The sequence below is a fragment of the Kitasatospora sp. MAP5-34 genome (assembly GCF_029894335.1).
Taxonomy (GTDB): domain Bacteria; phylum Actinomycetota; class Actinomycetes; order Streptomycetales; family Streptomycetaceae; genus Kitasatospora.
Genome location: NZ_JARXZC010000003.1, coordinates 154,944 through 177,079, shown reverse-complemented (window position 1 = coordinate 177,079; position 22,136 = coordinate 154,944). Strand labels below are relative to the sequence as shown.

General features: G+C 72.9%; 17 protein-coding genes. 11 read left to right on the top strand and 6 right to left on the bottom strand.

Annotated elements, in window-relative coordinates; all coding sequences use genetic code 11:
- Window positions 1-13 precede the first annotated feature (13 nt).
- A complete protein-coding gene (locus tag P3T29_RS04420; RefSeq protein ID WP_280715085.1) occupies window positions 14-820 on the bottom strand; it encodes an inositol monophosphatase family protein in 807 nt (268 codons plus the stop codon).
- Window positions 821-1,001: 181 nt separating this feature from the next.
- Window positions 1,002-1,769 (bottom strand): MerR family transcriptional regulator, encoded by a 768-nt coding sequence (locus P3T29_RS04415; RefSeq protein WP_280714925.1) that lies wholly within the window; start codon window positions 1,767-1,769, stop codon window positions 1,002-1,004.
- 171 nt (window positions 1,770-1,940) lie between these two features.
- Here P3T29_RS04415 and P3T29_RS04410 point away from each other — a divergent pair, with 171 nt between their 5' ends.
- The 5 genes from P3T29_RS04410 to P3T29_RS04390 all read left to right on the top strand — a co-directional run bounded on the left by P3T29_RS04410 (window position 1,941) and on the right by P3T29_RS04390 (window position 8,254).
- The gene (locus P3T29_RS04410; protein ID WP_280714924.1) at window positions 1,941-3,491 is read left to right on the top strand and encodes an NAD(P)/FAD-dependent oxidoreductase; all 1,551 of its coding nucleotides are present in this window, start codon (window positions 1,941-1,943) and stop codon (window positions 3,489-3,491) included.
- Window positions 3,488-4,432, top strand: coding sequence for an alpha/beta fold hydrolase (locus P3T29_RS04405; protein ID WP_280714923.1), 945 nt, complete (start codon window positions 3,488-3,490; stop codon window positions 4,430-4,432). The genes P3T29_RS04410 and P3T29_RS04405 overlap by 4 nt, the downstream gene beginning before the upstream one ends.
- On the top strand, window positions 4,429-5,316 hold the full coding sequence (locus tag P3T29_RS04400) for an SDR family oxidoreductase (RefSeq protein WP_280714922.1): 888 nt from the start codon (window positions 4,429-4,431) through the stop codon (window positions 5,314-5,316). The genes P3T29_RS04405 and P3T29_RS04400 overlap by 4 nt, the downstream gene beginning before the upstream one ends.
- Before the next feature lie 146 nt (window positions 5,317-5,462).
- Window positions 5,463-6,236 (top strand): SDR family oxidoreductase, encoded by a 774-nt coding sequence (locus P3T29_RS04395; protein ID WP_280714921.1) that lies wholly within the window; start codon window positions 5,463-5,465, stop codon window positions 6,234-6,236.
- Between the two features lie 125 nt (window positions 6,237-6,361).
- Window positions 6,362-8,254 (top strand): ABC transporter ATP-binding protein, encoded by a 1,893-nt coding sequence (locus P3T29_RS04390; protein ID WP_280714920.1) that lies wholly within the window; start codon window positions 6,362-6,364, stop codon window positions 8,252-8,254.
- Here P3T29_RS04390 and P3T29_RS04385 read toward each other — a convergent pair.
- Window positions 8,227-8,895: a lysophospholipid acyltransferase family protein gene (locus P3T29_RS04385; RefSeq protein ID WP_280714919.1), complete on the bottom strand. Its 669-nt coding sequence runs from the start codon at window positions 8,893-8,895 to the stop codon at window positions 8,227-8,229. The genes P3T29_RS04390 and P3T29_RS04385 overlap by 28 nt on opposite strands.
- A gap of 292 nt (window positions 8,896-9,187) precedes the next feature.
- On the opposite strand from P3T29_RS04385, the gene P3T29_RS04380 reads away from it, so the two are divergent.
- The gene (locus P3T29_RS04380) at window positions 9,188-10,768 is read left to right on the top strand and encodes a Na+/H+ antiporter (protein ID WP_280714918.1); all 1,581 of its coding nucleotides are present in this window, start codon (window positions 9,188-9,190) and stop codon (window positions 10,766-10,768) included.
- 19 nt (window positions 10,769-10,787) lie between these two features.
- Here the strand turns inward: P3T29_RS04380 and P3T29_RS04375 are convergent, their stop codons facing one another.
- A complete protein-coding gene (locus P3T29_RS04375) occupies window positions 10,788-13,067 on the bottom strand; it encodes a bifunctional glycosyltransferase/CDP-glycerol:glycerophosphate glycerophosphotransferase (RefSeq protein WP_280714917.1) in 2,280 nt (759 codons plus the stop codon).
- A 766-nt stretch (window positions 13,068-13,833) separates the two neighbouring features.
- Between P3T29_RS04375 and P3T29_RS04370 the strand changes: the two genes are divergently transcribed.
- Together P3T29_RS04370 and P3T29_RS04365 are read left to right on the top strand one after the other, a co-directional pair.
- Entirely contained in the window at window positions 13,834-14,100 is a 267-nt protein-coding gene (locus P3T29_RS04370; RefSeq protein WP_280714916.1) for a hypothetical protein, read from the top strand.
- Between the two features lie 194 nt (window positions 14,101-14,294).
- The gene (locus tag P3T29_RS04365; protein WP_280714915.1) at window positions 14,295-14,717 is read left to right on the top strand and encodes a YjbQ family protein; all 423 of its coding nucleotides are present in this window, start codon (window positions 14,295-14,297) and stop codon (window positions 14,715-14,717) included.
- Between the two features lie 169 nt (window positions 14,718-14,886).
- Here the strand turns inward: P3T29_RS04365 and P3T29_RS04360 are convergent, their stop codons facing one another.
- The gene (locus P3T29_RS04360; protein ID WP_280714914.1) at window positions 14,887-17,904 is read right to left on the bottom strand and encodes an SMC family ATPase; all 3,018 of its coding nucleotides are present in this window, start codon (window positions 17,902-17,904) and stop codon (window positions 14,887-14,889) included.
- Window positions 17,901-19,115 carry an exonuclease SbcCD subunit D gene (locus tag P3T29_RS04355; protein WP_280714913.1) on the bottom strand — a complete coding sequence of 405 codons (1,215 nt, stop codon included), beginning with the start codon at window positions 19,113-19,115 and terminating at the stop codon, window positions 17,901-17,903. The genes P3T29_RS04360 and P3T29_RS04355 overlap by 4 nt, the downstream gene beginning before the upstream one ends.
- Before the next feature lie 156 nt (window positions 19,116-19,271).
- Here P3T29_RS04355 and P3T29_RS04350 point away from each other — a divergent pair, with 156 nt between their 5' ends.
- From P3T29_RS04350 to P3T29_RS04340, 3 genes are all read left to right on the top strand, one after another.
- Complete coding sequence (locus P3T29_RS04350; RefSeq protein WP_280714912.1) at window positions 19,272-20,195, top strand: hypothetical protein; 924 nt, start codon at window positions 19,272-19,274, stop codon at window positions 20,193-20,195.
- Between the two features lie 308 nt (window positions 20,196-20,503).
- Entirely contained in the window at window positions 20,504-21,103 is a 600-nt protein-coding gene (locus P3T29_RS04345; RefSeq protein WP_280714911.1) for a hypothetical protein, read from the top strand.
- A 166-nt stretch (window positions 21,104-21,269) separates the two neighbouring features.
- The gene (locus P3T29_RS04340) at window positions 21,270-22,073 is read left to right on the top strand and encodes an SGNH/GDSL hydrolase family protein (RefSeq protein ID WP_280715084.1); all 804 of its coding nucleotides are present in this window, start codon (window positions 21,270-21,272) and stop codon (window positions 22,071-22,073) included.
- Window positions 22,074-22,136 lie beyond the last annotated feature (63 nt).

The following is a 22,136-nucleotide window of genomic DNA, read 5'->3' as shown; positions in this document are numbered from 1 at the left end:
GTGGGAGCGGGCCTCAGGGCCGCTGGAGGCCGAGGAGGATGTCCCTGGTCCGTTCCCAGGTCGCCGGGTCGCAGGCCACCAGCAGCCCGTCCTGGCCGCCCGGCGGCTCGGGGTGGTAGGCGCTGCCGTCCAGCCGGGCGCTGACGCCGCCGGACTCGGTGACCAGGAGGGAGCCGGGGGAGTGGTCCCACGGGAGGGTGCGCCAGTAGAGGATGAAGTCCTGGTCGCCGTCGGCGATCTGCGGGTACTCCATGCCGGCCGCGCGCAGGCCCTCGGTGAGATGGCCGAAGGCCCGGGCGTTGGTCTGCAGCCGGTGGTGCTCGGCGGGGTCCAGGAAGCGGCTCTTCAGGACTCCGCGCCATTTCTCCGGCGCGTCACCGGCGGGCGTCCGGGTCAGCTGGTGCTCGTTGCGCCAGGCGCCGGAGCCCAGTTCGGCGGCGTAGGCCGTCCTGGTGACCGGCTGCCAGATCCAGGCGGCCACGGTCTGCCCGCTGCGGACCAGCGAGGCCATCACGGCGAAGTCCGGGCGGCCCGCGATGAAGTTCGAGGTGCCGTCCACCGGGTCGACCAGCCAGACGGCGGGTTCGGAGAGCAGCGCCCGGGCGAGGGCCGGGTCGGCGGAGACGGCCTCCTCTCCCACCACGGGCACGGGCAGCAGCTCACGCAGGCGGCGAGTGATGATCTCCTCGGCCTCCCGGTCCGCGATGGTGACCACCTCGCCGGGAGCCTTCTCCATCACCTCACCGGCCGCCAGTGCCCGGAAGCGCGGCTCGACCACCTCGGCAGACGCCTCCGCGAGGATCTCGGCCACCTTCTCCATCAGCACGTGCGCGCTCCCTTCGCTGGGTACCACTCTCGCACGGCCGTGCGGGTGTGACCTGCGGCGGGGCCCCGCCGGGGCCCGACCCGACACAGGCCCTGTCTGACAGTTCCCGTCGTGCGCCGCGAATTGTCAGACAGGGCCTGGGCCCACCGGGATGGTCGCGACGCCCGCTCCCCGGTCAGCCCCGGTGTTTGAGTACCGCGTCGTACTCGGCGTGGACCCGCCGGTCCATGGCGAGGGCGAACTGGGCGTCCGCGACGGTGCGGGCGAGCGGGCGGACGCGCTGGATCTGGCCGGTCAGGCGGGCGGCCTCGGCGGGGGTCACGTCCTCGACGTGGGCGAGTGCGCCGAGCAGTTGGTCGCGTATCAGGGCGGTGAAGACCTCGGCGACGGCGTCCGCGTAGTCCTGGGCCTTGCGGCTGGCGGCCAGCACGGCGGAGAGCGGCACGCCCTCGGCGACCAGGGAGGTGGTGGCGTCCATCAGGCGGCGGCTGACGTGGGTGATGCCGTCCTCCTGGACGGTGATGTAGCCCTGGCCGATGGACTCCGCCGTGTTGGCCTCGGTCAGTTGGTCGCCGAACGCCTCGGCCAGCTCGGCCCAGCTGAGGTGGACGGGGGTCTCGTCCGACCAGGGGGCGGTGATCGCCGCCTGCAGGCCGATCAGCTCGGCGACGTCCCGGCCGCTCTCGCCCGCGCCGATCAGCTCGGCGATGCCGCCGAGGGTGTGGCCGCGCTCCAGCAGCTCGCCGATCACCCGGAGCCGGCTCAGGTGTTCCTCGCCGTACCAGGCGATCCGGCCCTCCTTGCGCGGCGGCTGGAGCAACTTGCGCTCGCGGTAGAAGCGCAGCGTGCGGGTGGTGATGCCGGCCGCCTGCGCGAGCTCCTCGACCCGGTACTCGCGCGGTGCGCCGTCACTGCCGTCCCCGGCTCTCCTGATCGTCTCCACGCCGCCCAGCATAGGGCCGGCCGACGCGGGTGGAACGGGGTGAAACCGGTACTGCCGGGCTCCTTCCGCGAAGCTCCCGCAGCGGCTACCCTGCCAATCGTGCCAGTGATTACTGGCGCGGTTCTAATGGACCTGGGCACCCCCACCCATCCCCCTCAGGAGGCCGCTCCGATGGCATCCAGTCCCAAGCGCACCAAGCAGTCCGAGGCGATCCCCCACGTACGGGTGGCGGTGGTCGGCTCCGGCTTCGGCGGTCTGGGCGCCGGCGTCCGGCTGCGCCGGGCCGGGATCACCGACTTCGTGATCCTGGAGCGCGCCGACTCGGTCGGCGGCACCTGGCGCGACAACAGCTACCCCGGCTGTGCCTGCGACGTGCCCTCGCACCTGTACTCCTTCTCGTTCGCCCCCAACCCCGAGTGGCCGCGCAGCTTCTCCCGGCAGCCGGACATCCGCGCCTACCTGGAGCGGGTTGCCGACACCTTCGGCCTCCGCCCGCACCTGCGCTTCAACGCCGAGGTCACCGAGCTGCGTTGGGACCAGGAACGGACCCGCTGGCGGGTCACCACCTCGGCGGGCAGCTGGACGGCCGACGCGGTGGTCTCGGCCGCCGGGCCGCTGGCGGACCCGCAGATCCCGGACATCCCCGGGCTGGCCGACTTCCCGGGCAAGGTGTTCCACTCCTCGCGCTGGGACCACGACTTCGACCTCACCGGCAAGCGGGTCGCGATGGTCGGCACCGGTGCCTCGGCGGCCCAGATCGTCCCGTCGATCCAGCCGAAGGTGGGGCGGCTGACGGTCTTCCAGCGCACCCCGGCCTGGGTCCTGCCCCGGGCCGACCGGGAGATCTCGGCCACCGAGAAGTGGCTGCACGCCGCGATCCCCTCCACCGGCAAGCTGCGCCGCGCCACCCTGTTCGCCCTGCGCGAGCTCCAGGTGGACGCCTTCGTCCGCCGCCCCGGCGCGCTCAAGCTGGTCCAGCGACTCGCCGTCCGCAACCTCGAACAGGCCATCAGCGACCCGCAGTTGCGTGCCAAGCTGACGCCGGACTACCGGATCGGCTGCAAGCGCATCCTGCTCAGCAACGCCTACTACCCGGCGCTCGCCGCCCCCAATGCCGAGGTGGTCCCGGCCGGTCTCGCCGAGGTGCGCGGTTCCACCCTGGTCGACGCGGACGGCGGCGAGCACGAGGCGGACGCGATCGTCTTCGGCACCGGCTTCCACGTCACCGACATGCCCATCGGAGAACGGGTGTTCGGCATCGACGGGCGGAGTCTGGCCGAGGAGTGGAAGGGTGGCATGGAGGCGCTGCGCGGCTCGACCGTGCACGGCTTCCCCAACCTGTTCTTCGTGATCGGCCCCAACACCGGCCTCGGCAACAACTCGATGATCCTGATGATCGAGTCCCAACTGAACTACCTGGTCGACGCGTTGACGACGCTGAAAGCGGTCGGCGCGGCGGCGATGCAGCCCACCGCCCGGGCCCAGCGGCACTGGAACCTCGAACTCCAGCAGAGGATGTCCCGCACGGTCTGGACGACCGGCGGCTGCAAGAGCTGGTACCTGGACGAGGACGGCAGGAACACCGTGCTCTGGCCCGGCTCCACCACCAGCTTCCGCCGGGCCACCCGCCGGGTGGACCTCGCCGAGTACGAGCTGATCAGGCACCCCGCCCGAGCCGGTGCCGGCCCGGTCGACAACGTCTCCCAGGAGGTACCCGCGTGAAGTTCGTCAGCGAGTCGGCAGCGGACTGCGTCCTGCCCGCACCCGACGAGGAGCACCGCATCCGCTCGGCCGACGGCCACTGGGTGCACGCCGAGGCGTACGGCCCGGTCGGCGCGCCCATGGTGGTGCTCTCGCACGGCTGGACCTGCTCGATCGCGTTCTGGGCCCCGGTGATCCACCAACTCGCCGCCGACTACCGGGTGGTGGCCTACGACCAGCGCGGGCACGGGCGCAGCGACATTCCGCCGACGGCCGCCGGTTACTCCACCGCGAAGCTGGCGGACGACCTGGAGGCCGTCCTCGCCCACGTCGTCCCGGCGGGGGAGCGGGTGGTGCTGGCCGGGCACAGCATGGGCGGCATGACCATCATGGCCGCCGCCGACCGGGGCGAGGTCGCGGCCCGGACGGCCGCTGCGGTCCTGGTCAGCACCGGGGCCGGTGACCTGGTCGCCGAGCTCGACGTCGTCCCCGGCTTCGTGCCCGGGTTCCGGCGGCTGCTGCACCGGATGATCCTGAACTCCCGGCTGCCGCTGGGCCGGCCGAACGGCGTCAGCAGCGCGCTGCTGAAGTACGCCACGATGGGCCCGGACACCCCCGCACCCCGGGTCGCGGCCACCGCCCGGGTGGTGCACGCCTGCCCGACCCAGGTCAGGTACCGCTGGGCCCAGGTGCTCGGCACACTGGACGAGTACCACCAGCTGCCCAGGCTCGCCGCACCGACCTCGGTGGTCGTCGGCACCGTCGACCGGCTCACCCCGCCCGTGCACTCGCAGCGGATAGTGGCCGCGCTGCCCGACTCGCAGGGGCTGCTCCAGCTGGCGGGCGCCGGGCACATGGCACCCGTCGAACGGCCGGTCGAGGTGGCCGCCGAGATCCGCCGCCTGGCGAAGATCGGCGCCGTCGCCGGGACGGCCGTGAACCAGAGGAGTGTGACCGAATGAGTGCCATCCCACCGCTCTCCGCACAGGTCGTGGTCGTCACCGGCGCCGCCCGTGGGGTCGGCGCGATGACGGCCCGCAAGCTCGCCCAGCGCGGCGCCAAGGTGGCGCTGGTTGGCCTGGAACCCGAGGAGTTGAAGGCCGCCGCCGCGCAGTGCGGGCCGGAGGCCACGTACTGGGAGGCCGACGTCACCGACGTCGAGGCGCTGACCGCGACGGCCCGGGCCGTCCAGGACCGCTACGGCCGGATCGACACCGTCGTCGCCAACGCCGGGATCGCGATCGGCGGCCCGCTGCTGGACAGCGACCACCGCGCCTTCAGCCGGGTGATCGAGGTCAACCTGCTGGGCAGCGTGGCGACCGCGCGGGCCTTCCTGCCGGCCCTCGCCGAGAGCGGCGGCTACCTGCTGCAGATCGCCTCGCTGGCCGCGATCACCCCCGCGCCGCTGATGGCGGCGTACTGCGCGAGCAAGGCGGGCGTCGAGGCGTTCGCCCACTCGCTGCGCGCCGAGGTCGCCTACCAGGGCGTCAAGGTCGGCGTCGGATACCTGAGTTGGACCGACACCGACATGGTGCGCGGCGCCGACCAGGACGCCGTACTGCGGCAGATGCGGGCCCGGCTGCCCTGGCCCGCCAACAAGACCTACCCGCTCGGCCCGGCCGTCGACCGCTTGGTCGCCGGGATCGCCCGCCGCTCGGCACACGTCTACGCCCAGGCGTGGCTGCGCGGCATGCAGCCCGTCCGCTCGCTGCTGCCCACCCTGATCGCGGCCGTCGGCTCACGCGATGTCGCCCGCCTGGCACCGGAGTTGCGGGCCACTGCGGCGAGCCGCCTCCGCCCGGTGGGCGCGGGCGGCGAGGCGGACTCGGCGGCCCGAGACGCCTGAGCAACCCCTCCGGGGGCGCGGGGAACTGTGCGACCAGGGCGCTACGAAGGTGCATGGTTGTGCGCGCAGTTCCCCGCGCCCCTGTGGTGGTTGACCATGTGCGTACGGTTCCCTGTAACGCCCGTCCAGGCGTTACGGTCAGGCTCATGACCACAGCCCTCATCACCGGCGCCACCGCCGGCATCGGTGCCGCCTTCGCCCGTCGTCTCGCCAAGGACGGGCGGGATCTCGTCCTGGTGGCCCGTGACTCCGAGCGGTTGGCCGCCTCGGCCGCCGAACTCGGCAAGAAGTACGGCGTGCAGGTGGAGACCCTGTCCGCCGACCTGGCCACGGACGCCGGGATCACCGCCGTCGAGGACCGGCTGCGCGACGACGCCCGTCCGGTCGACATCCTGATCAACAACGCCGGGTTCGGGAACAAGGGCGCCTTCCTGACCGTGCCGCTGGACCAGGAGCTCGACATGCTCAAGGTGCATGTCGAGGCGGTCCTGCGGACCACCACCGCCGCGCTGCCGGGCATGCGTGAGCGGGGCTTCGGCGACATCGTCAACGTCGCCTCGGTCGCCGCCTTCCTGCCGCGCGGCACCTACGGGGCGACCAAGGCGTGGGTGGTCAGCTTCACCCAGGGCATCGCCCGCGACCTCGGTGGCAGCGGGGTCCGTCTGCTGGCGCTCTGCCCGGGCTTCACCCGTACCGAGTTCCACGAGCGGGCGGGCATGGGCACCTCCAACGTTCCGGCCTGGGGCTGGCTCTCCGCCGAGCGGGTGGTCGACGAGGCGCTGTGCGACCTGGCGCGCGGCCGTTCGCTGTCCGTCCCGGGAAAGCGGTACAAGGCGATCGTCGCCGTCAGCAGGCTGCTGCCGTCCGGCAAGCTCGGCGGGGTCTCCTCGAAGGCGGCGCGGACGTACCGCACCGACTGATCAGGCAGAAGCGGGCAGGCCGCCGACCAGGGAATAGGACCTACCTCAATATTAGCTTTGCTAACAATGAGCTATTCTCTATATGCTGGCAGCCTGCTCGCATCCGCACTATCAGGAGGCCGCCCTTGAGGCCCGAAGGCATCACCTGGACCCCGTCCGAGAGCGCCGGTGACGAACCGCGTCCACCGGCCGAGCTGAGACGCATCCTCGCCCTGTTCCGCCCGTACGCCGGCCGGCTCGGCGTCGTCGGGCTGCTGGTGGCCGCCTCGGCGGTCGTCTCGGTCGTCACGCCGTTCCTGCTGCGCGCCGTGCTCGACACCGCCATCCCGCAGGGCCGGACCGGGCTGCTCAGCCTGCTCGCGCTCGGCATGATCGCGGCGGCGGTGGTCAACAGCGTCTTCAACGTGCTGCAGACCCTGATCTCCACCACCGTCGGCCAGCGCGTCATGCACGACCTGCGCACCGCCGTGTACACCCACCTGCAGCGGATGTCGCTGGCGTTCTTCACCCGTACCCGCACCGGCGAGGTGCAGTCCCGGATCGCCAACGACATCGGCGGCATGCAGTCGACCGTCACCTCCACCGCGACCTCGCTGGTCTCCAACCTGACCAGCGTCGTCGCCACCGTGGTCGCGATGGTCGCGCTGGACTGGCGGCTCACCGTCGTCTCGCTGCTGCTGCTCCCGCTGTTCGTCTGGATCAGCCGCCGGGTCGGCAGCGAGCGCAAGCGGATCACCACCGAGCGGCAGAAGCAGCTCGCCCTGATGAGCACCGCCGTGCAGGAGTCGCTCTCGGTGAGCGGCATCCTGCTCGGGCGCACGATGGGCCGCTCCGACTCGCTCTCCCGGGAGTTCACCGAGCAGTCCGACGAGCTGGCCGACCTGCAGATCCGGTCCAGCATGGCCGGGCGCTGGCGGATGTCGACCATCGGCATCGTGATGGCCGCGATGCCCGCCGCGATCTACTGGGCCGCCGGGCTGGCCTCCACCGAGGGCGCGCCGATCGTCTCGATCGGCACCCTGGTCGCCTTCGTCTCGCTGCAGCAGGGCCTCTTCCGCCCGACCGTCAGCCTGCTCTCGACCGGCGTGGACGTGCAGACCTCGCTCGCCCTGTTCCAGCGGATCTTCGAGTACCTCGACCTGCCGATCGAGATCGCCGAACCCGCCGAGCCGGTCAGCGTCCGCCGGGAGGACATCCGGGGGGACGTCACCTTCGAGGGCGTCCAGTTCGCGTACCACCCCGAGCAGGACCGGCCCACCCTGGCCGGTATCGACCTCAAGATCCCGGCGGGCAGCTCACTCGCCGTGGTCGGCGAGACCGGCTCGGGCAAGACCACGCTCAGCTACCTCGTGCCCAGGCTCTACGACGTGACGGCCGGCCGGGTCACCATCGACGGCACGGACGTCCGCGAACTCTCCTTCGCCACCCTGGCCGAGGCCACCGGCGTGGTCTCCCAGGAGACCTACCTGTTCCACGCCTCGATCGCCGACAACCTGCGCTTCGCCAAGCCCGACGCCACCGACGCCGAGCTGGTCGCCGCCGCCGAGGCCGCCCAGATCCACCAGGTGATCGCCGGGCTGCCGGACGGCTACGACACCGTGGTCGGCGAGCGCGGCTACCGCTTCTCGGGCGGTGAGAAGCAGCGTCTGGCGATAGCCCGGACCGTCCTGCGCAACCCGCCCGTACTGATCCTCGACGAGGCCACCAGCGCGCTGGACAACCAGACCGAGCGCGCCGTCCAGCAGGCCATCGACGCGCTCGCCGAGGGCCGTACCACGATCACCATCGCGCACCGGCTCTCCACCGTCCGGGGCGCCGACCAGATCGCCGTGCTCGACGCCGGCCGGGTCGCCGAACTCGGGACGCACGAGGAACTGCTGGCGCTCGGCGGCCGCTACGCCGCGCTGCTGCGGCGCGAGCAGCCGGCCAAGGACACTCGCCCCGGCGCCACGAGCCCCCGGGCCGGCCGGCCGTCCGGCCGGTTGACGGCTCAGGCCGCCATCGGGCGCTCGTTGTAGACCTCGGCGAACTCCTGGCCGGAGAGCTGCTGGATGGCCGTCATCACCTCGTCCGTCACCTGACGGCGGGCCTGGGCGGAGCGGGCCTGGCCGTGCAGGGCGGAGAAGTCCAGCGGTTCGCCGAAACGGACCGTCACCTGGCGCAGCCGGGGGATGCGCTTGCCGACCGGGAGGATCTCGGCCGGGCCCTCGAGCGCCACCGGCACCACCGGCACCCCGGCGGTCAGCGCCAGCCAGGCGACCCCGGTCTTGCCCCGGTACAGCCGCCCGTCCAGCGAGCGGGTGCCCTCCGGGTAGATGCCGAACGCCTTGCCGGCGCGCAGGATCTCCAGGGCGGACTCCAGCGAGGCCTGCGCCGATCGGTAGGTGCCGCGCTCGACGGGCACGGCGTTGATCGCGCCGAAGAACGCCCGGGAGAGCGCGCCCTTGACCCCGGTGCCGGTGAAGTACTCGGCCTTGGCCAGGAAGTACACCTGACGCGGCGCCGTCAGCGGGATCACCACGCTGTCGATGAACGACAGGTGATTGCTGGCCAGGATCACCCCGCCGCCGCGCGGCACGTTCTCCAGGCCCTCGATGACGGGTCGGTAGACCGCTCTCGCCAGCGGCTTGAGCACGAGTTTCGTGATGAGGTTGATCATGGACCCTCCCTGGCCGGCTGACGTCCCCGGACTCACAACGGGGCCGAGGTCAGACCGCAGAGTACGACATCCACCCGGCGGCCCGTCCACCGCGACCGCCGGGCGACGGCTGCGGGCCTCGTCACGCCATGCGTATGGTTGCACGCGGAACCGTTTCGCCGACGGGCCGGGGTGACACTTCGTCGGCACGCGAACCGTACCCAATCGGCACACAACCGGCGGGAAACCGCCGGATCGTCGACGCGCGCCGGGCGCGGAGGCGCCTACGACCCGAGATCGGAGGCCCGCGAGAGTGAGTGGCGTCACGACCGTCCTGCTGCTGGTGGTGCTGGCCGCCGCGGTCGCCACGGGCGCACGGCGGTGGAGCGTTCCCGCGCCGTCGCTGCTCGTGGTGGCCGGGGTGCTGGTCGGGATACTCCCGTTCGTCCCGAGGGTCGAGGTGCCGCCCGAGGCGATCAGCCTGGCCGTGCTGCCACCGCTGCTGTACGCCTCGGCCGAGGAGATCTCCTGGCGCGAGCTGCGCGCGGTCTGGCGGCCTGTCACCGTCCTGGCGCTGGGCCTGGTGCTGGCCTCCGCGTTCGCCGTCGGCGCGATCGCGACCGCCGTCACCCCGCTGCCCCCGGCGATGGCCTTCGTGCTCGGCGCCGTCCTGGCCAGCACCGATCCGGTCGCCGTCACCGCGCTCGGGCGCAGGCTGGCGCTGCCGCCCCGGATCCAGACCCTGGTGCAGTCCGAGAGCCTCTTCAACGACGCGACCAGCCTGGTGCTGTTCAAGATCGCGGTGACCGGCGCGGTGACAGCCGGTTCGGTCTCGGCCCCGGCCGCCGCCGGGCAGTTCGTCGTACTGGCCGGTGGCGGCGCGCTGGTCGGCGGGGCGGTGGCGACCGTGGTCGCGTTCATCCGCAGACGTACCGAGGACCCGGTACTCGAGACCGTCACCGCCCTGGTGACCCCGTACGCCGCCTACGTCGTCGCCGAGGACCTGCACACCTCCGGCGTCACCGCCGTGGTGGTCGCCGGGGTCGCGCTCGGCGCCCAGAGCCACCGGCTGACCAACGCCAGGATCAGGCTCCAGGTGCACGCCGTCTACGGCACGGTGGTGTTCATGCTGGAGAGCGTGGTCTTCGCGCTCATCGGCCTCGAACTTCCCGGCATGATCCGCGATCTGCCGGGCGAGCACTGGGGCTGGCTGTGGCCGGCGATGCTGCTCGCGCTCGCGCTGATCGTGCTCCGGCTGCTCTGGGTCGGCCCGACCTCCTGGTTCATGCACCGGCAGCGCGCGCAGCAGCACCCCGGGCAGCCCCCGCTCTCCTGGCGGGTGCCCGCCGTGATGACGTGGGCCGGCACCCGAGGGGTGATGCCGCTCGCCGCCGCACTCACCGTCCCGCTCACCGGCGGCGACGGACTGCCGCTCCCGTACCGGGAGTTGGTGCTGGTGCTGACCACCTCCGTGGTCGCCTTCACCCTGATCGTCCAGGGCTTCAGCCTGGCCTCGGTGGTACGGGCCTCCGGCATCGCGCTGGAGCCCGAGGACACCGCCCGGGAGGAGGCCGACGCCGCCGACCACATCCTGAACGCCGCGCTGGCCCGGCTGGAGGAGATGGAGGAGACCGAGGCGGTGTCACCCGTGGTCGCGGACCGGATGCGACGCGACCTGCGCGCCCGGATCGACCAGGCCCGCCTCTCCGGCCGACCGGAGACCGACGCCGACCAGGCGACCCTCGCCTCCTACCGCAGGCTGCGCCGCGACCTGATCACGGTGGAGACCACCGCCCTCCAGCGCCTCTACGCCGAGCACCGGGTCAGCGCCGCCGTACGCGGCAACCTGCAACGGGCCCTGGATCTGGAGGAGGCCGGGCTCGGCGAGTGCTGAGGCGGGCCCCCGTGCTGGCTCAGGTCGCCGCCTGCACGGGGGTGGCAGGTGACGGCGCGGCCGGGCCGCCGTGGACGGGGAAGACCCGGCGGACGACGCGTTCGGCGGCCCGGCCGTCGTCCCAAGGGCAGAAGCGCTCACGGAAGGCCGCCCGGGCGGCGGGCTCCGGGTCGCCGGCGAGCAGGGCCTCGGCCAGCCCGCCGACGTCGGTGGTGACCGCGCCCGGGGGCATCGCCATCAGGTCGAAGTAGACGCCGCGCACTCGGCAGTACTCGGCCCAGTCCGGGGCGAAGATCACCACCGGGCGGTCCAGCACGGCGTAGTCGAACATCATCGAGGAGTAGTCCGTGACCAGCACGTCGGCGGCGAGGTAGAGGTCCTCGACGGTCGGGTGCGCGGAGACGTCCACGATCGCGGCGGCGCCCTCACCGGCCGTCAGATCGCCGGGCCCGCCGGTGTGGAAGTAGTGGGTGCGGACGAGCAACGTGAAGCCTGGGCCGAGCCGTTCGGCCAGCTCGCGGATGTCCACCAGCGGTACGTACCCGCCCTGCCCCTCGCGGTGGGTGGGCGCGAACAGGACGGTCCGCTGCCCGGCCGGGAGCCCGAGCCGCTCCCGCACGTCGGCCGTCCCGGCGGGGGTGGCGACGGCCAGCCGGTCGTTGCGCGGGTAGCCGGTCTCCAGCATCTCGTAGCGGCCGGGGAAGGCCCGGCTGAAGTGCTCGCTGGTGTGCGGATTGGGGGAGACCAGGTAGTCCCAGCGGTCGACGGCCTCGCGCAGGCGGTCGAAGTCCATGCCGTCGGCGGCGTCGGGGTGGTCCCGCAGGTCCATGCCCATCGTCTTGAGCGGCGTGCCGTGCTGGGTCTGCACGTGCACCGTGCCCGGGCGCTTGACCATGGTGTGCGGGAAGTTGACGTTGTTGACGAAGTACTTCGCGGTCGCCATCGCCCGCAGGTAGCCGGGGGTGTTGACGATCACGTACGGCACACCGGCCGGGAGCGTGGCCGCCTGCGCGGCGGTCTCCACCACCCACACCCCGCGCACCTCGGGCGCGAGTTCGCGGGCCTTCTCGTAGATCGCCGCCGGGTTGCAGGCGTAACCCCGGTGCCAGTACGCCGCGTAGACGGCCAGGTGCTCGTCCAGCGGCAGCTGCCGGAACGCGTTGTACGCCGTGAACCGTGCCCCGCCCCGGACGCCCCGCCGGACGGCGGGCGCGACGGCCTTCACCCGCCGCCGCAGGCCGCGCGGGATCCGTCCGGTGCGCCGCAGCTCGTCGTACGCGCGCCGGGAGCCCAGCGCGACCAGCCGGTACTGGATACCGCGCAGGCCGGCCGGGAAGGAGTAGCCGGCCGGGCGGTGCCGGGCGAAGTGCGCGGTGATCTGCGCGAAGAACTCCGGGCGGAGGCTGGTCGGGACGAGCCCGGGGGTGTCGTAGACGGTCAGGGCCTGCTTGACGGTGCGGTCGAAGACCAGGCTCCTGGTGTCCAGGCCGTTCCCGCTCAGGTCGTGCTTGTCCAGGCTGTGCTTGTCCAAAAACGCGAAGATCGCGTCGTACTGGGCGAAGACGTCCGCGTGCTTCGGCGAGGCCGTGTTGGTGATCGCGCCGGGGCGGCCGCGCCGGTAGTTGTAGCAGGACCGGTCGAGGTAGCGCAGCCGGCCGGCGGCCAGCAGGGCCGGGTAGGTGACCGAGATGTCCTCGTAGAAGCCGCGCCCGAAGGAGACGTCGAGGCCCGCCAGGAACTCGCGTCGGAAGATCTTGTTCCAGACGGCCATCACGGTCTGCATCAGTGCCGGGTGGTCGGCGGCCGTGCAGCCGTCGACGAGGGGCGAGCCGCGCAGCAGGTGGCGCCACGGGTTGGGCTCGGTGCTGCCGTCCGGGTAGACGTGGCTGAAGTCGGTGAGCAGCACGTCCGAGGGGGTGTCGGCGGACTCCTCGCGGCGCAGCTCGGCCGTCAGGGCGGCCAGCGTGCCTTCGGGCAGCCAGTCGTCGCTGTCGACGAACCAGACGTACCTGCCGCGCGCCTCGGCCAGGCCGACGGTACGGGCGCCGCCGAGGCCCTGGTTCTCGGTGAGGTGCAGGACGCGCAACCGGGGGTCGCGGGCGGCGTACTCGTCCAGGATGGCGCCGCAGCCGTCCGGGGAGAGGTCGTCGACCGCGATGATCTCGATCTCGGCGTCGACCCCGCTCCCGATCTCGTCGGCGGACGCGGGCGAGGGGCCCGGGCCGAGCGAATCGAGGCAGCGCGGCAGGAAGCGCTCCACCCCGTGGACTGGCAGCACAATGCTGAGGAGGGGACTCACGCTCGTTCACTCCGCGGAGGGGGGCTGGGCTTCGGCGGGGTCGCCCGGTACCCATACTCTACCGACCCTGGATGAGAGGACTGCCGGAGCGGGTGGTGCCGAGGCCGGTCGTGACCTTGCCGGTGGCTCCGGAAAAGGTGACCGCCGGTGCCGCGCCGTGCGAGCGGCGGCACCGGCAGTCTGGTTCGGCAGCCGGACCGACCCTCAACGGTCGGCCGCCGGTCCGTACACCAGGGGGAGCCGGGTCGTCGCGACATCGGGACGACCGGACAGTGACTCGCTTCTGGTGTCGGAAGTTCTGTTCATCTGTCGAAAACATCGGACGGGATGAGTCCGGAAGCTGTCGGATTCGCCCGTCGTTAGAGATATTGCTTGTAGGTTTCGGTGGCGTCAATCCCCCGTATGTGTTCAATTCCTGAATCATGTCGCTGAGGTTGCCCCTGGGGTCGGGCTGTGTTGGCGATGTTGCTCAGCGTCACGACCGTCGTCGTGGTCGCAGCCGTCGGGTGGCTCGGCAGTGCGCCCGGCGCGTGCGGCTTGATCAACGCGCCTCCCCGAGTGCTGCACAACCTTTCGGCCTGCTCGTTTCGCCACCGTTCCGACACCGTCGATGCGCAGTCGTGACCGAGGCCACGGGATTCTGGTGAAGCGTCAGTTCGCTTCGCACGATACGGTGGCAGAACACCAGGACGGTTGCGCGAAGGCCGTCTCTCACGGATAGTCTTCGCCTCACGGCCCTGGCGCCTCGTAGGGGTGGGAAAAACTGATGGAACACATGCAAGTGCGGAGTCGGCCCCGGGTGCCGGCGATCCAGTGCGGTATCGGCGCGACCGGCCGTCGGATCGATCGTCACCTGTCAGTGCTGGGTGCACCGGCTCTCTCGGTGGGTGACACCGCCGAGGCACTGGGCCTGATAAGGGAGCTGACGCCACGTGGCGTCAGTACCCCGGCCGCCCCGCGCCGTATGGCGCGGGTGTCGTTGCTGGCGCCCCTGCGGCGGCTGCGGCGGAGCCTGTTCGGCGGGCGTGGCTGAGGTCTCCGACCAAGGCCCGCCCCACCGGCCCGATGGACCGTCAGGTCCATCGGGTCAGCGGCATGTCCGCAGCCGGTTCAAGGCCGGGGCCACGGCTGCTCAAGGCCCGGGCCACGGCCATCGGCCTGCCGCTGCGGATCTCGCGGTACGGATGTCGCACGCGTTGTGCGTCGGCCCTGGGTGAGGATGGCACCATGGCGGACACCTTTCACTCCATCACCTTCGACCTCACCACCGGCACCGGCGAGGTCGCCCTCGACATCACCGATCGCTGCGCCACGTTCCTCGACAGTGCGGCGGCGGGGCGGGACGGGTTGCTGAACGTCTTCGTGCCGCACGCCACGGCGGGCATCGCCGTGATCGAGACCGGCGCCGGGAGCGACGAGGACCTGCTCGACATCCTGCGCGAGCTGCTGCCGGCCGACAGCAGGTGGCGGCACCGGCACGGCACCCCCGGGCACGGCCGCGACCACGTCCTCCCCGGGCTGGTCGCCCCGCACGCCACCCTGCCGGTGATCGGCGGGAAGCTGGCGCTGGGCGTCTGGCAGTCGGTGGTCCTGGTGGACACCAACGGGGACAACCCCAGGCGGACGGTACGGCTCTCCTTCCTGGGATGAGGAGGTTGCGGCCTGGGCGCGGGAACTGTTCGTACTCCGAGCAACACCATCAGGGGCGCGGGGCTCGGCTGGATCAACTGCGTGCGCGCGTGCACGTACGTTGTGCCTGGTCGCGCAGTCCCCCGCGCCCCTGCGGTGGTCAGCCATGTGCGTACGGTTACCTGCGCCGTCAGGCGCTCTCGCGGTCGGCGAGGCGGAGGGTGGAGCCGTGGCGGCCCTTCTTGACCAGGAGCTGGGCCGGGATGCGGGAGCGCAGGTCGGGGACGTGGCTGACGATGCCGACGGCGCGGTCCCGTTCGCGCAGGCCGTCGAGTACGTCCATCACCTCCTCCAGGGTCTGTTCGTCCAGGCTGCCGAAGCCCTCGTCGATGAAGAGGGTGTCCAGCGGCATCCCGCCGGCCTCGTCGGTGACCACGTCCGCCAGGCCGAGGGCCAGTGCCAGCGAGGCGAAGAAGCTCTCACCGCCCGAGAGGGTGGCTGTGTCGCGGTCGATGCCCGTCCAGGCGTCGACCACCCGCAGGGCCAGGCCGGACCGGCGGTTGCCGGACACCCGGTCGTCGCTGTGGACCAGCGTGTAGCGGCCGCCGGACATCCGGACCAGCCGGTCGCTGGCCGCCGCCGCGACCTGTTCCAGGCGGGCCGCCAGCACGTACGACTCCAGCCGCATCCGCAGCACGTTCTCGCCCGAGGTGCCGGCGGCGAGCCCGGCGAGGCGGTTGATCCGTCCGAACCGCTCCAGTGCCGGGGCCAGCTCGGCGGCGAGGATGGTGAGTTCCCGGCCGATCCTGGCCAGGGCGGCGAGGCGCTCCCGGGCCGTGTTCTCCTCGGCCGAGGCCGTCCGCAGCCGGGTCGTGGCGGCCTGCAACTCCGCCTGGACCATCGGCAGATCGACGGCCGGCAGTGCGGCGGCGGCCACCAGCTCCGGCTCGGCGAGCCTGGCCTCGGCCGCGTCCCGGGCCGCGCGTCGGCTCTCCAGCCGGGTCTTCAGCGCCGACAGCTCGGTGCTGGACAGCAGCGCGGCGCGGGCCGCCTCCGGATCGGCGAAACCCGCCGCCCGCGCGGCCTGGCGCAGCTCGTGCTCCGCCCCGCCCAGCCGGGCCGCCGTCTCGGCGCCGGTCCGGGCCGCGCCCGCTGCGGCGGCCAGCGCGTCGGCGAGGGACGTCAGTGCGACCGACCGCGCGGCGACCGACGGGGCGTCACCGCGCGCGGCGGCGACCCGCAGGCCCAGCTCCGCCCGCTCGGCGGCCAGCGTCTGCACCTTGGCGGCCAGCGCGGCGCTGTGCTCCCCGGCCTGGCGGAGCTCGGACTGCTGCTTGTGCTGTTCCGCCGTCAACTCGGCGATCCGCTGGGTCGTCAGACCGAGGCCGTCGGCGGCCCGCAGCGCCTCCCGCCGATGCTGCTCGACGGAGCCGAGCGCCTCGCGAAGCTCCGCGACACTCTGCGTACCGGCGGCGCCCGCAGCCGACGCCTCGTCGACCCGGAGCGCCGTCAGGGCGGACTCGGCGTCGCCGGCCTCCTGTTCGGCGCGCAGCTGGACCGCGCGCGCCCGTTCCTCGTCCTCGGCGCTCACCTGGGCGCCGCTGGGCCGCGCGGGGGCCGGGTGGACGGCCGATCCGCAGACCCGGCAGGGCTCGCCGTCGGCCAGCTGCCCGGCCAGCTCGGCGGCCATCCCGGTGAGCCGTCGTTCGCGCAGGTCCTGGCTGTGGCCGCGGGCGTCCAAGGCCCGTTCGCGCAGGGTCAGCAGCTCGCCCTCGGCCTGGGTGATCCGGCCGCGCAGCGCGTCCCGGCGGGCGGCGGCGTCGAGCCGGCCGGCCAGCTCGGTGCGGCGGGTGTCCAGCTGTTCGACCCGGGCCTCGGCGGCGCGGGCCTCGGTCTGGTCGTCCTGCAGGGTCTTCAGCCGGGCGTCGAACCCGACCAGCCACTCCTGGGCGTCCTCGGCGGCCTCCTCGGCCCGGCCGCGCTCGTGGGTGAGCTGCTCCTGCTCGCGGCCGAGCTCGGCGTGACGCTGTTCGTCGGACCTGGCCGCCGCCAGCCGCCCGAGCTGCTCCCGCAGCTGCCGTTCGGTGGCGGCCAGCCCGTCGGCGTCCACCGCCGGGTCGGCGCCGGCCTCGGCCCGGCGCTCGCGCTCCGTCCGCTCGGCGGACCGGTGGGCGGTGGCGGCGCCGTCGCGCAGACGCAGCAGGGACTCGACCCCGACGGCGGCCTGAGCGGCCGTCAGCCGCTGCTGGTCGCGGGCGAGGTCTGCCGAGGAGTCGGCCAGCCGGGCCGCCTCCAGGACGGCCGCCCGGTGGCGGCGCTGGCGGTCGGCCAGCTCCCCGGCCCGTTCGTGGTGCCGCTGGGCGGCCTCCTGCGCGGACTCCGCGGCGGCCAGCGCGGAGTGCGCGACCGCGAGCTGTTCGGCGGCGCCGCCGCGCAGGATCGCCGCCCAGGCCAGCAGCCCGTCGGCGAGCTCGGCCGGAGGGCCGTCCTCGCCGGGCACCCAGCCCCCGGCGGGCTCCGCCGCCGGGCCCGCTACCTCGTGCGCCCGGCCGGCCAGGTCGCGCAGCCCCCGGAGCCCGGCCTGGACCTTCGCCTCGTGCCCGCGCCGCTGCTCACCGAGCCACCGTTCGACCTGGTCGAAGCGGCCGGTGTCGAAGAGCTGGCGGAGCAGCGCGGCCCGGTCGTTCGCGTCGGCGCGCAGGAAGCGGGCGAAGTCGCCCTGGGGGAGCAGCACCACCTGGCAGAACTGGTCCCGGCTCATCCCGATCAGCCGGCGGATCTCCTCGCCCGCCTCCTGGTGCGACTTGCTGACGGCCCGCCAGCCGGCGCTGCCGTCGGCCAGCTCCGCGCACCACTCGCGCAGCAGGGTCTGCGGCTTCTCGGTGGTCAGACCGGTGCCGCGCCGTTTGGGGCGCTTCTGCTCGGGGCTGCGGGTGATCTCCAGCCGCCGCCCGCCGAGGGTGACGTCCAGCCGCACCTCGGTGAGCAGCAGGGGGTCGGCGTGGTCGCTGCGCAGCGGGTTGCCCTTCCGGGCGCCGGGCACCTCGCCGTAGAGGGCGAAGCAGACCGCGTCCAGCACGCTGCTCTTGCCCGCGCCGGTGGCGCCGCGCAGCAGGAACAGGCCCGCCGAGGCGAGCTGGTCGAAGTCGACCCGCTCCGTCCCGGCGAACGGGCCGAAGGCCGTGACGGTCAGCTGGTGCAGCCTCATCGGACCGCCTCCTGTCCCGGTAGCGCTCGCCCTGGCAGCTCTGGCCCGGTTAGCTCCCCGGCGCGGTCGCTGCCCTGCCGGACGTGCTCGAACGCCTCCCGCAGCCAGCCGCGCTCCAGCTCGTCCACCTCACTGCCCGGGCGGACGTGCCGTACGAAGCCCTCGGCGACCTCCAGATCGGGGCGGCCGCTGACCCGGGCCGCGTACGAGGGGTGTGCCTCGCCCGGGGTGTGTTCGGGGTCGAAGAGCAGCTGGAGGGTGTGCGGGAAGCGTTTGCGCAGCTCGTCCATCGGGTTGGCGGGGCGGGCCGCGTCGGTGAGGGTGGCCTGGACCCAGGACTCCTCGTGCTGCGCGTACTCCGGACGGGCGAGCAGGCCGGCGAGCGGCCCGCGCAGCCGGGCCAGTGGGCGGGGCACCGGGCAGTACACGCGCTCGGCGTCGACCGAGCCGTCACCGGCGAGGTCGACCAGCCACATGCTCTTGCGGTGGTGCACCTCGGAGAAGGAGTACGCGAGCGGTGAGCCGCTGTAGCGCAGGTGCGGGGCGAGCGTCTGGCAGCCGTGCAGGTGGCCCAGGGCGGCGTAGTGCACGCCGTCGAAGACGGTGGTGGGGACGGCCGCCACGCCGCCGACCGTGATGTCGCGCTCACTGTCGCTCGGCTCGCCGCCCGTCACGAAGGCGTGTGCCAGCACCACCGCCCGTGTCCCGGCGGGCCGCGCGGCGAGGTCCGCCCGGACCTGCTCCATCGCGGCGCCGAGCACCTGGTCGTGGCCGCCGCGCTCCAGCCCGAAGCGCTCCCTGGTCAGCGCGGGCTCCAGGTACGGCAGGCCGTAGACGGCGACCGGGCCGTGCTCGTCGGCGAGCATGACGGGCACGGCGCAGCCGTCCGGGTCCGTCCGCAGGTGGATGCCGGCCCGGCCGATCAGCCCGGCGCCGACCCCGAGGCGGCGGGCCGAGTCATGGTTGCCGCTGATGAAGACCGTCGGCACCCCGAGATCGCCGAGCCGGTGAAGTACGTCGTCGAAGAGCGCGACCGCGTCCAGCCCGGGCAGGGCACGGTCGTAGACGTCCCCCGCGACCAGCACGGCATCGACGCCCCGCTCCCGGACCACCGTCACCAGATGGTCGAGGAACGCGCGCTGGGCGTCGTGCAGGCTCTCCCGGTGGAAGGAGCGCCCGAGATGCCAGTCGGAGGTATGCAGGAGTCGCATGGTCCCCGACCCTAGCGGCAGGCACCGACAACGCGGGCGGTGCCGGTGGTCGCCCGGTCGCAGCGAGTGGATTGTCGGTGACGGTGTGTATGTTCGGCCGCAATCGGTGACCCGACTGCAGCGGGTGCTCCGACGGTTGTTCCCGAAGGAGGGTTTATGTCGAAGAAGCACGCCTCCGAGAGCCGTCCGAACCGCGAATCCCGGCCGAACCGCGAGTCCACCCGTCCGCCCGGTTTCGGCCGCCGGGGCCGTTCCCGGGCGGCGCCGCCCGCGCAGCCGGTGGCGCTCGCGGTGGCGGCCGACGCCGCCGACTTCGCGGGCCTGGAGCGGTACGGGCTGTTCGGCGGGGCCGACTACGCGTCCTACCTGCGGTGGACGGAGGGCCGGCTGCGGGTGCTGCACGGGCAGGGGCTGGACGTCCACCTGCGGGTCCTCGAACCGGCCGACTTCGAGGAGTTCTGCGAGGAGCACCTGCTCGACCCGGGCGACCCGGTGGCCCGGGTCGCGTACGCCGCCGACCCGGAGCTCGCCGGGGAGCCGTTCCGCTACACCGGGCAGCGGCTGGCCGAGCTGCTGCCCGCCCTGCGCGAGGACCACCTGGCCAGGGTCCGGATCTCGATCGGCTGCGCGGCGCTGCTGGCGGCGATCGGCTGGGACGACCGGCCCGAGGCGCGGCTGACCGCCGTGCTGCAGTACGTCTCCGAGGTCTGCCTCGCGCTCGCCGCCGGCGCGGGGGACGGGTGCCACGGGCTCACGCTGCGTTCGGTCGGCCTGGCCGAGGGCGAGGAGCTGGCGGCCGCCACCGACCTCTGCGTGGGGTCCGGGCAGCTGTCGGCCGGCGGGCGCGGGATGGAGGCGTTCTGCGTCACGCTGGCGGCGGCCGTCGCCGGGTACGGGACGGGGGAGCTGCTGCTGCGGCGCGACGGGGAGGCGCACGGCTGGGCCCTGGTGGACGGGTGGCTGTGCCCGATGTCGGCGCTGGAGACCGAGGCGGTGCTGGCGGCCGTCCCGCCGGACGAGCGCGGGGACGCGGTGGCCCGGCCGGGCTTCCCGCTGCCGCTCCAGGAGGGGGAGGGCTGACGGGGGAGAGCTGACGAGTCGCCGACCGAGCACGTCCGGGGCAGGGCCGGGGCAGGGCCGCGACCGGGCCGGGATACGGCCGCCCGGGGCGTGCCGGTCCGGCATGCCCCGGGCGGCGGTCAGGGCTGTTCATCGACCGGATGTTCGGGGAAGATCAACAGGCAGGGCGCGCGGCGGTACAGTCGCGCCCCCGGCACCGGACCACGGCGCAGGTTCACGGGGCACGCGCCGAGACCACTGCACACACCGAGACCACTGCACACCGAGATCACCGCACGCCTTGACGGCCGGACACCGGAGGGGGACGAATGAGCCGCATCGAGTACAGCGCGGAGATTGCCGAGCTGCTCGGCCGCGTTCGGCGGCGGCCCATCGCCGGGTGGCCGTGGCGTCCCGGTGAGACGGTGCCCGGTGACCTGCCGGTCAAGCAGTCCTGGGGGTGGCTCTTCGTGCCGGACGGGCGGGTGCTGACGCTGGTGAACCCCAAGGACGGCGTGGTCAGCCTGCCGGGCGGCTCGCTGGAGCCGGAGGACGACGGCGACCCGGGGGCCGCGCTCGCCCGCGAGGCGGCGGAGGAGGCCCAGGCGCTGATCGGTCGGCCGTACTACCTCGGCTACCTCTACGACCGGGTCGGTTCCGCGAACGGCGGGCACGAGTGTGCGCGGGTCCGGATGGCGGCCCCGCTGCGCGCGGTGGGGCCGACCGCTCCCGACCCGGCCTCGGGCCGTCACTACCGGCGGCTGCTGGTCGCCCCCGGGCTCGCGGTCGAGTTGCTCGGTTGGGGCGCTCCAGGTCTGCGGCAGGCGCGGGTAGCCGTCAGCGCCGCCGTCCTCGAGCTCGGGGTACCGGCCGCCGCCAACGAGACGATCGAGGAACTGCCGCACACCGGGATGACCTTCTTCCACTGATGTCGGGTGTCGGACAACGGGACAACCTGCTTGTCCGACAGTCAACTTGACACATTTCAGGTCTGACGCGGCGATAAAAGCAGCGCTCCGCAACAACTTTGGCATGGGCACTATCGCGGGTAGCTACTGACTGGTACAAAAATGTGACCCGCATCACTCCATGGAGGTGCCCGTGCGCTCAGCCCGTGTTGTGTTCGCCGCCAGCCTGGCAGCCCTGCTCTCCCTCTCCACCATCGCCGCCGCGACCACCGCGAACGCCGCGTCGGTTCACTACGCCGCACTGGGGGACTCCTACTCCTCCGGCGTCGGAGCCGGCAACTACACCAGCGAGAGTGGTAGCTGTAAGCGGAGTTACAACTCCTACCCCTACCTCTGGAAGAACGCCAACAGCCCGTCGGCCTTCGCCTTCGTCGCCTGTTCGGGGGCCGTCACCGGCGACGTGCTGAACAGCCAGATCTCCGCCCTCGACTCCTCCACCACCCTGGTGAGCCTCACCATCGGCGGCAACGACGCCGGGTTCGCCAGCACGATGGAGACCTGTGTGCTGAGTTCCGACAGCTCCTGCCTCAACGCCGTCAGCAACGCCGAGGCGTACGCGACCAACACCCTGCCCGGCAAGCTCGACCAGGTCTACTCGGCGATCCACAGCGCGGCCCCCAACGCGCACGTGGTGGTGCTCGGTTACCCGCACCTCTACCAGGTCCCCGGTAACTGCTGGTTCGGCATCAGCGACACCAAGCGGAACGCGATCAACGGCGCGGCGGACACCCTCGACGGCGTGATCGCCAAGAGAGTCGCCAACGCGGGCTTCACCTTCGAGGACGTCCGCGGCCTGTTCGCGAGCCACGAGATCTGCGGCGACAGCAGCACCTGGCTGAACAGCACCACCTTCCCGATCGACGAGAGCTACCACCCCAACGCCTCCGGCCAGGCGGGCGGCTACCTGCCCGCCATGACTGCCGGAGCCTGACGCCCCACCGTCAGGAACGGTCGGCCGCACCCCGCCAGGGGTGCGGCCGACTCGCTGTCAGTA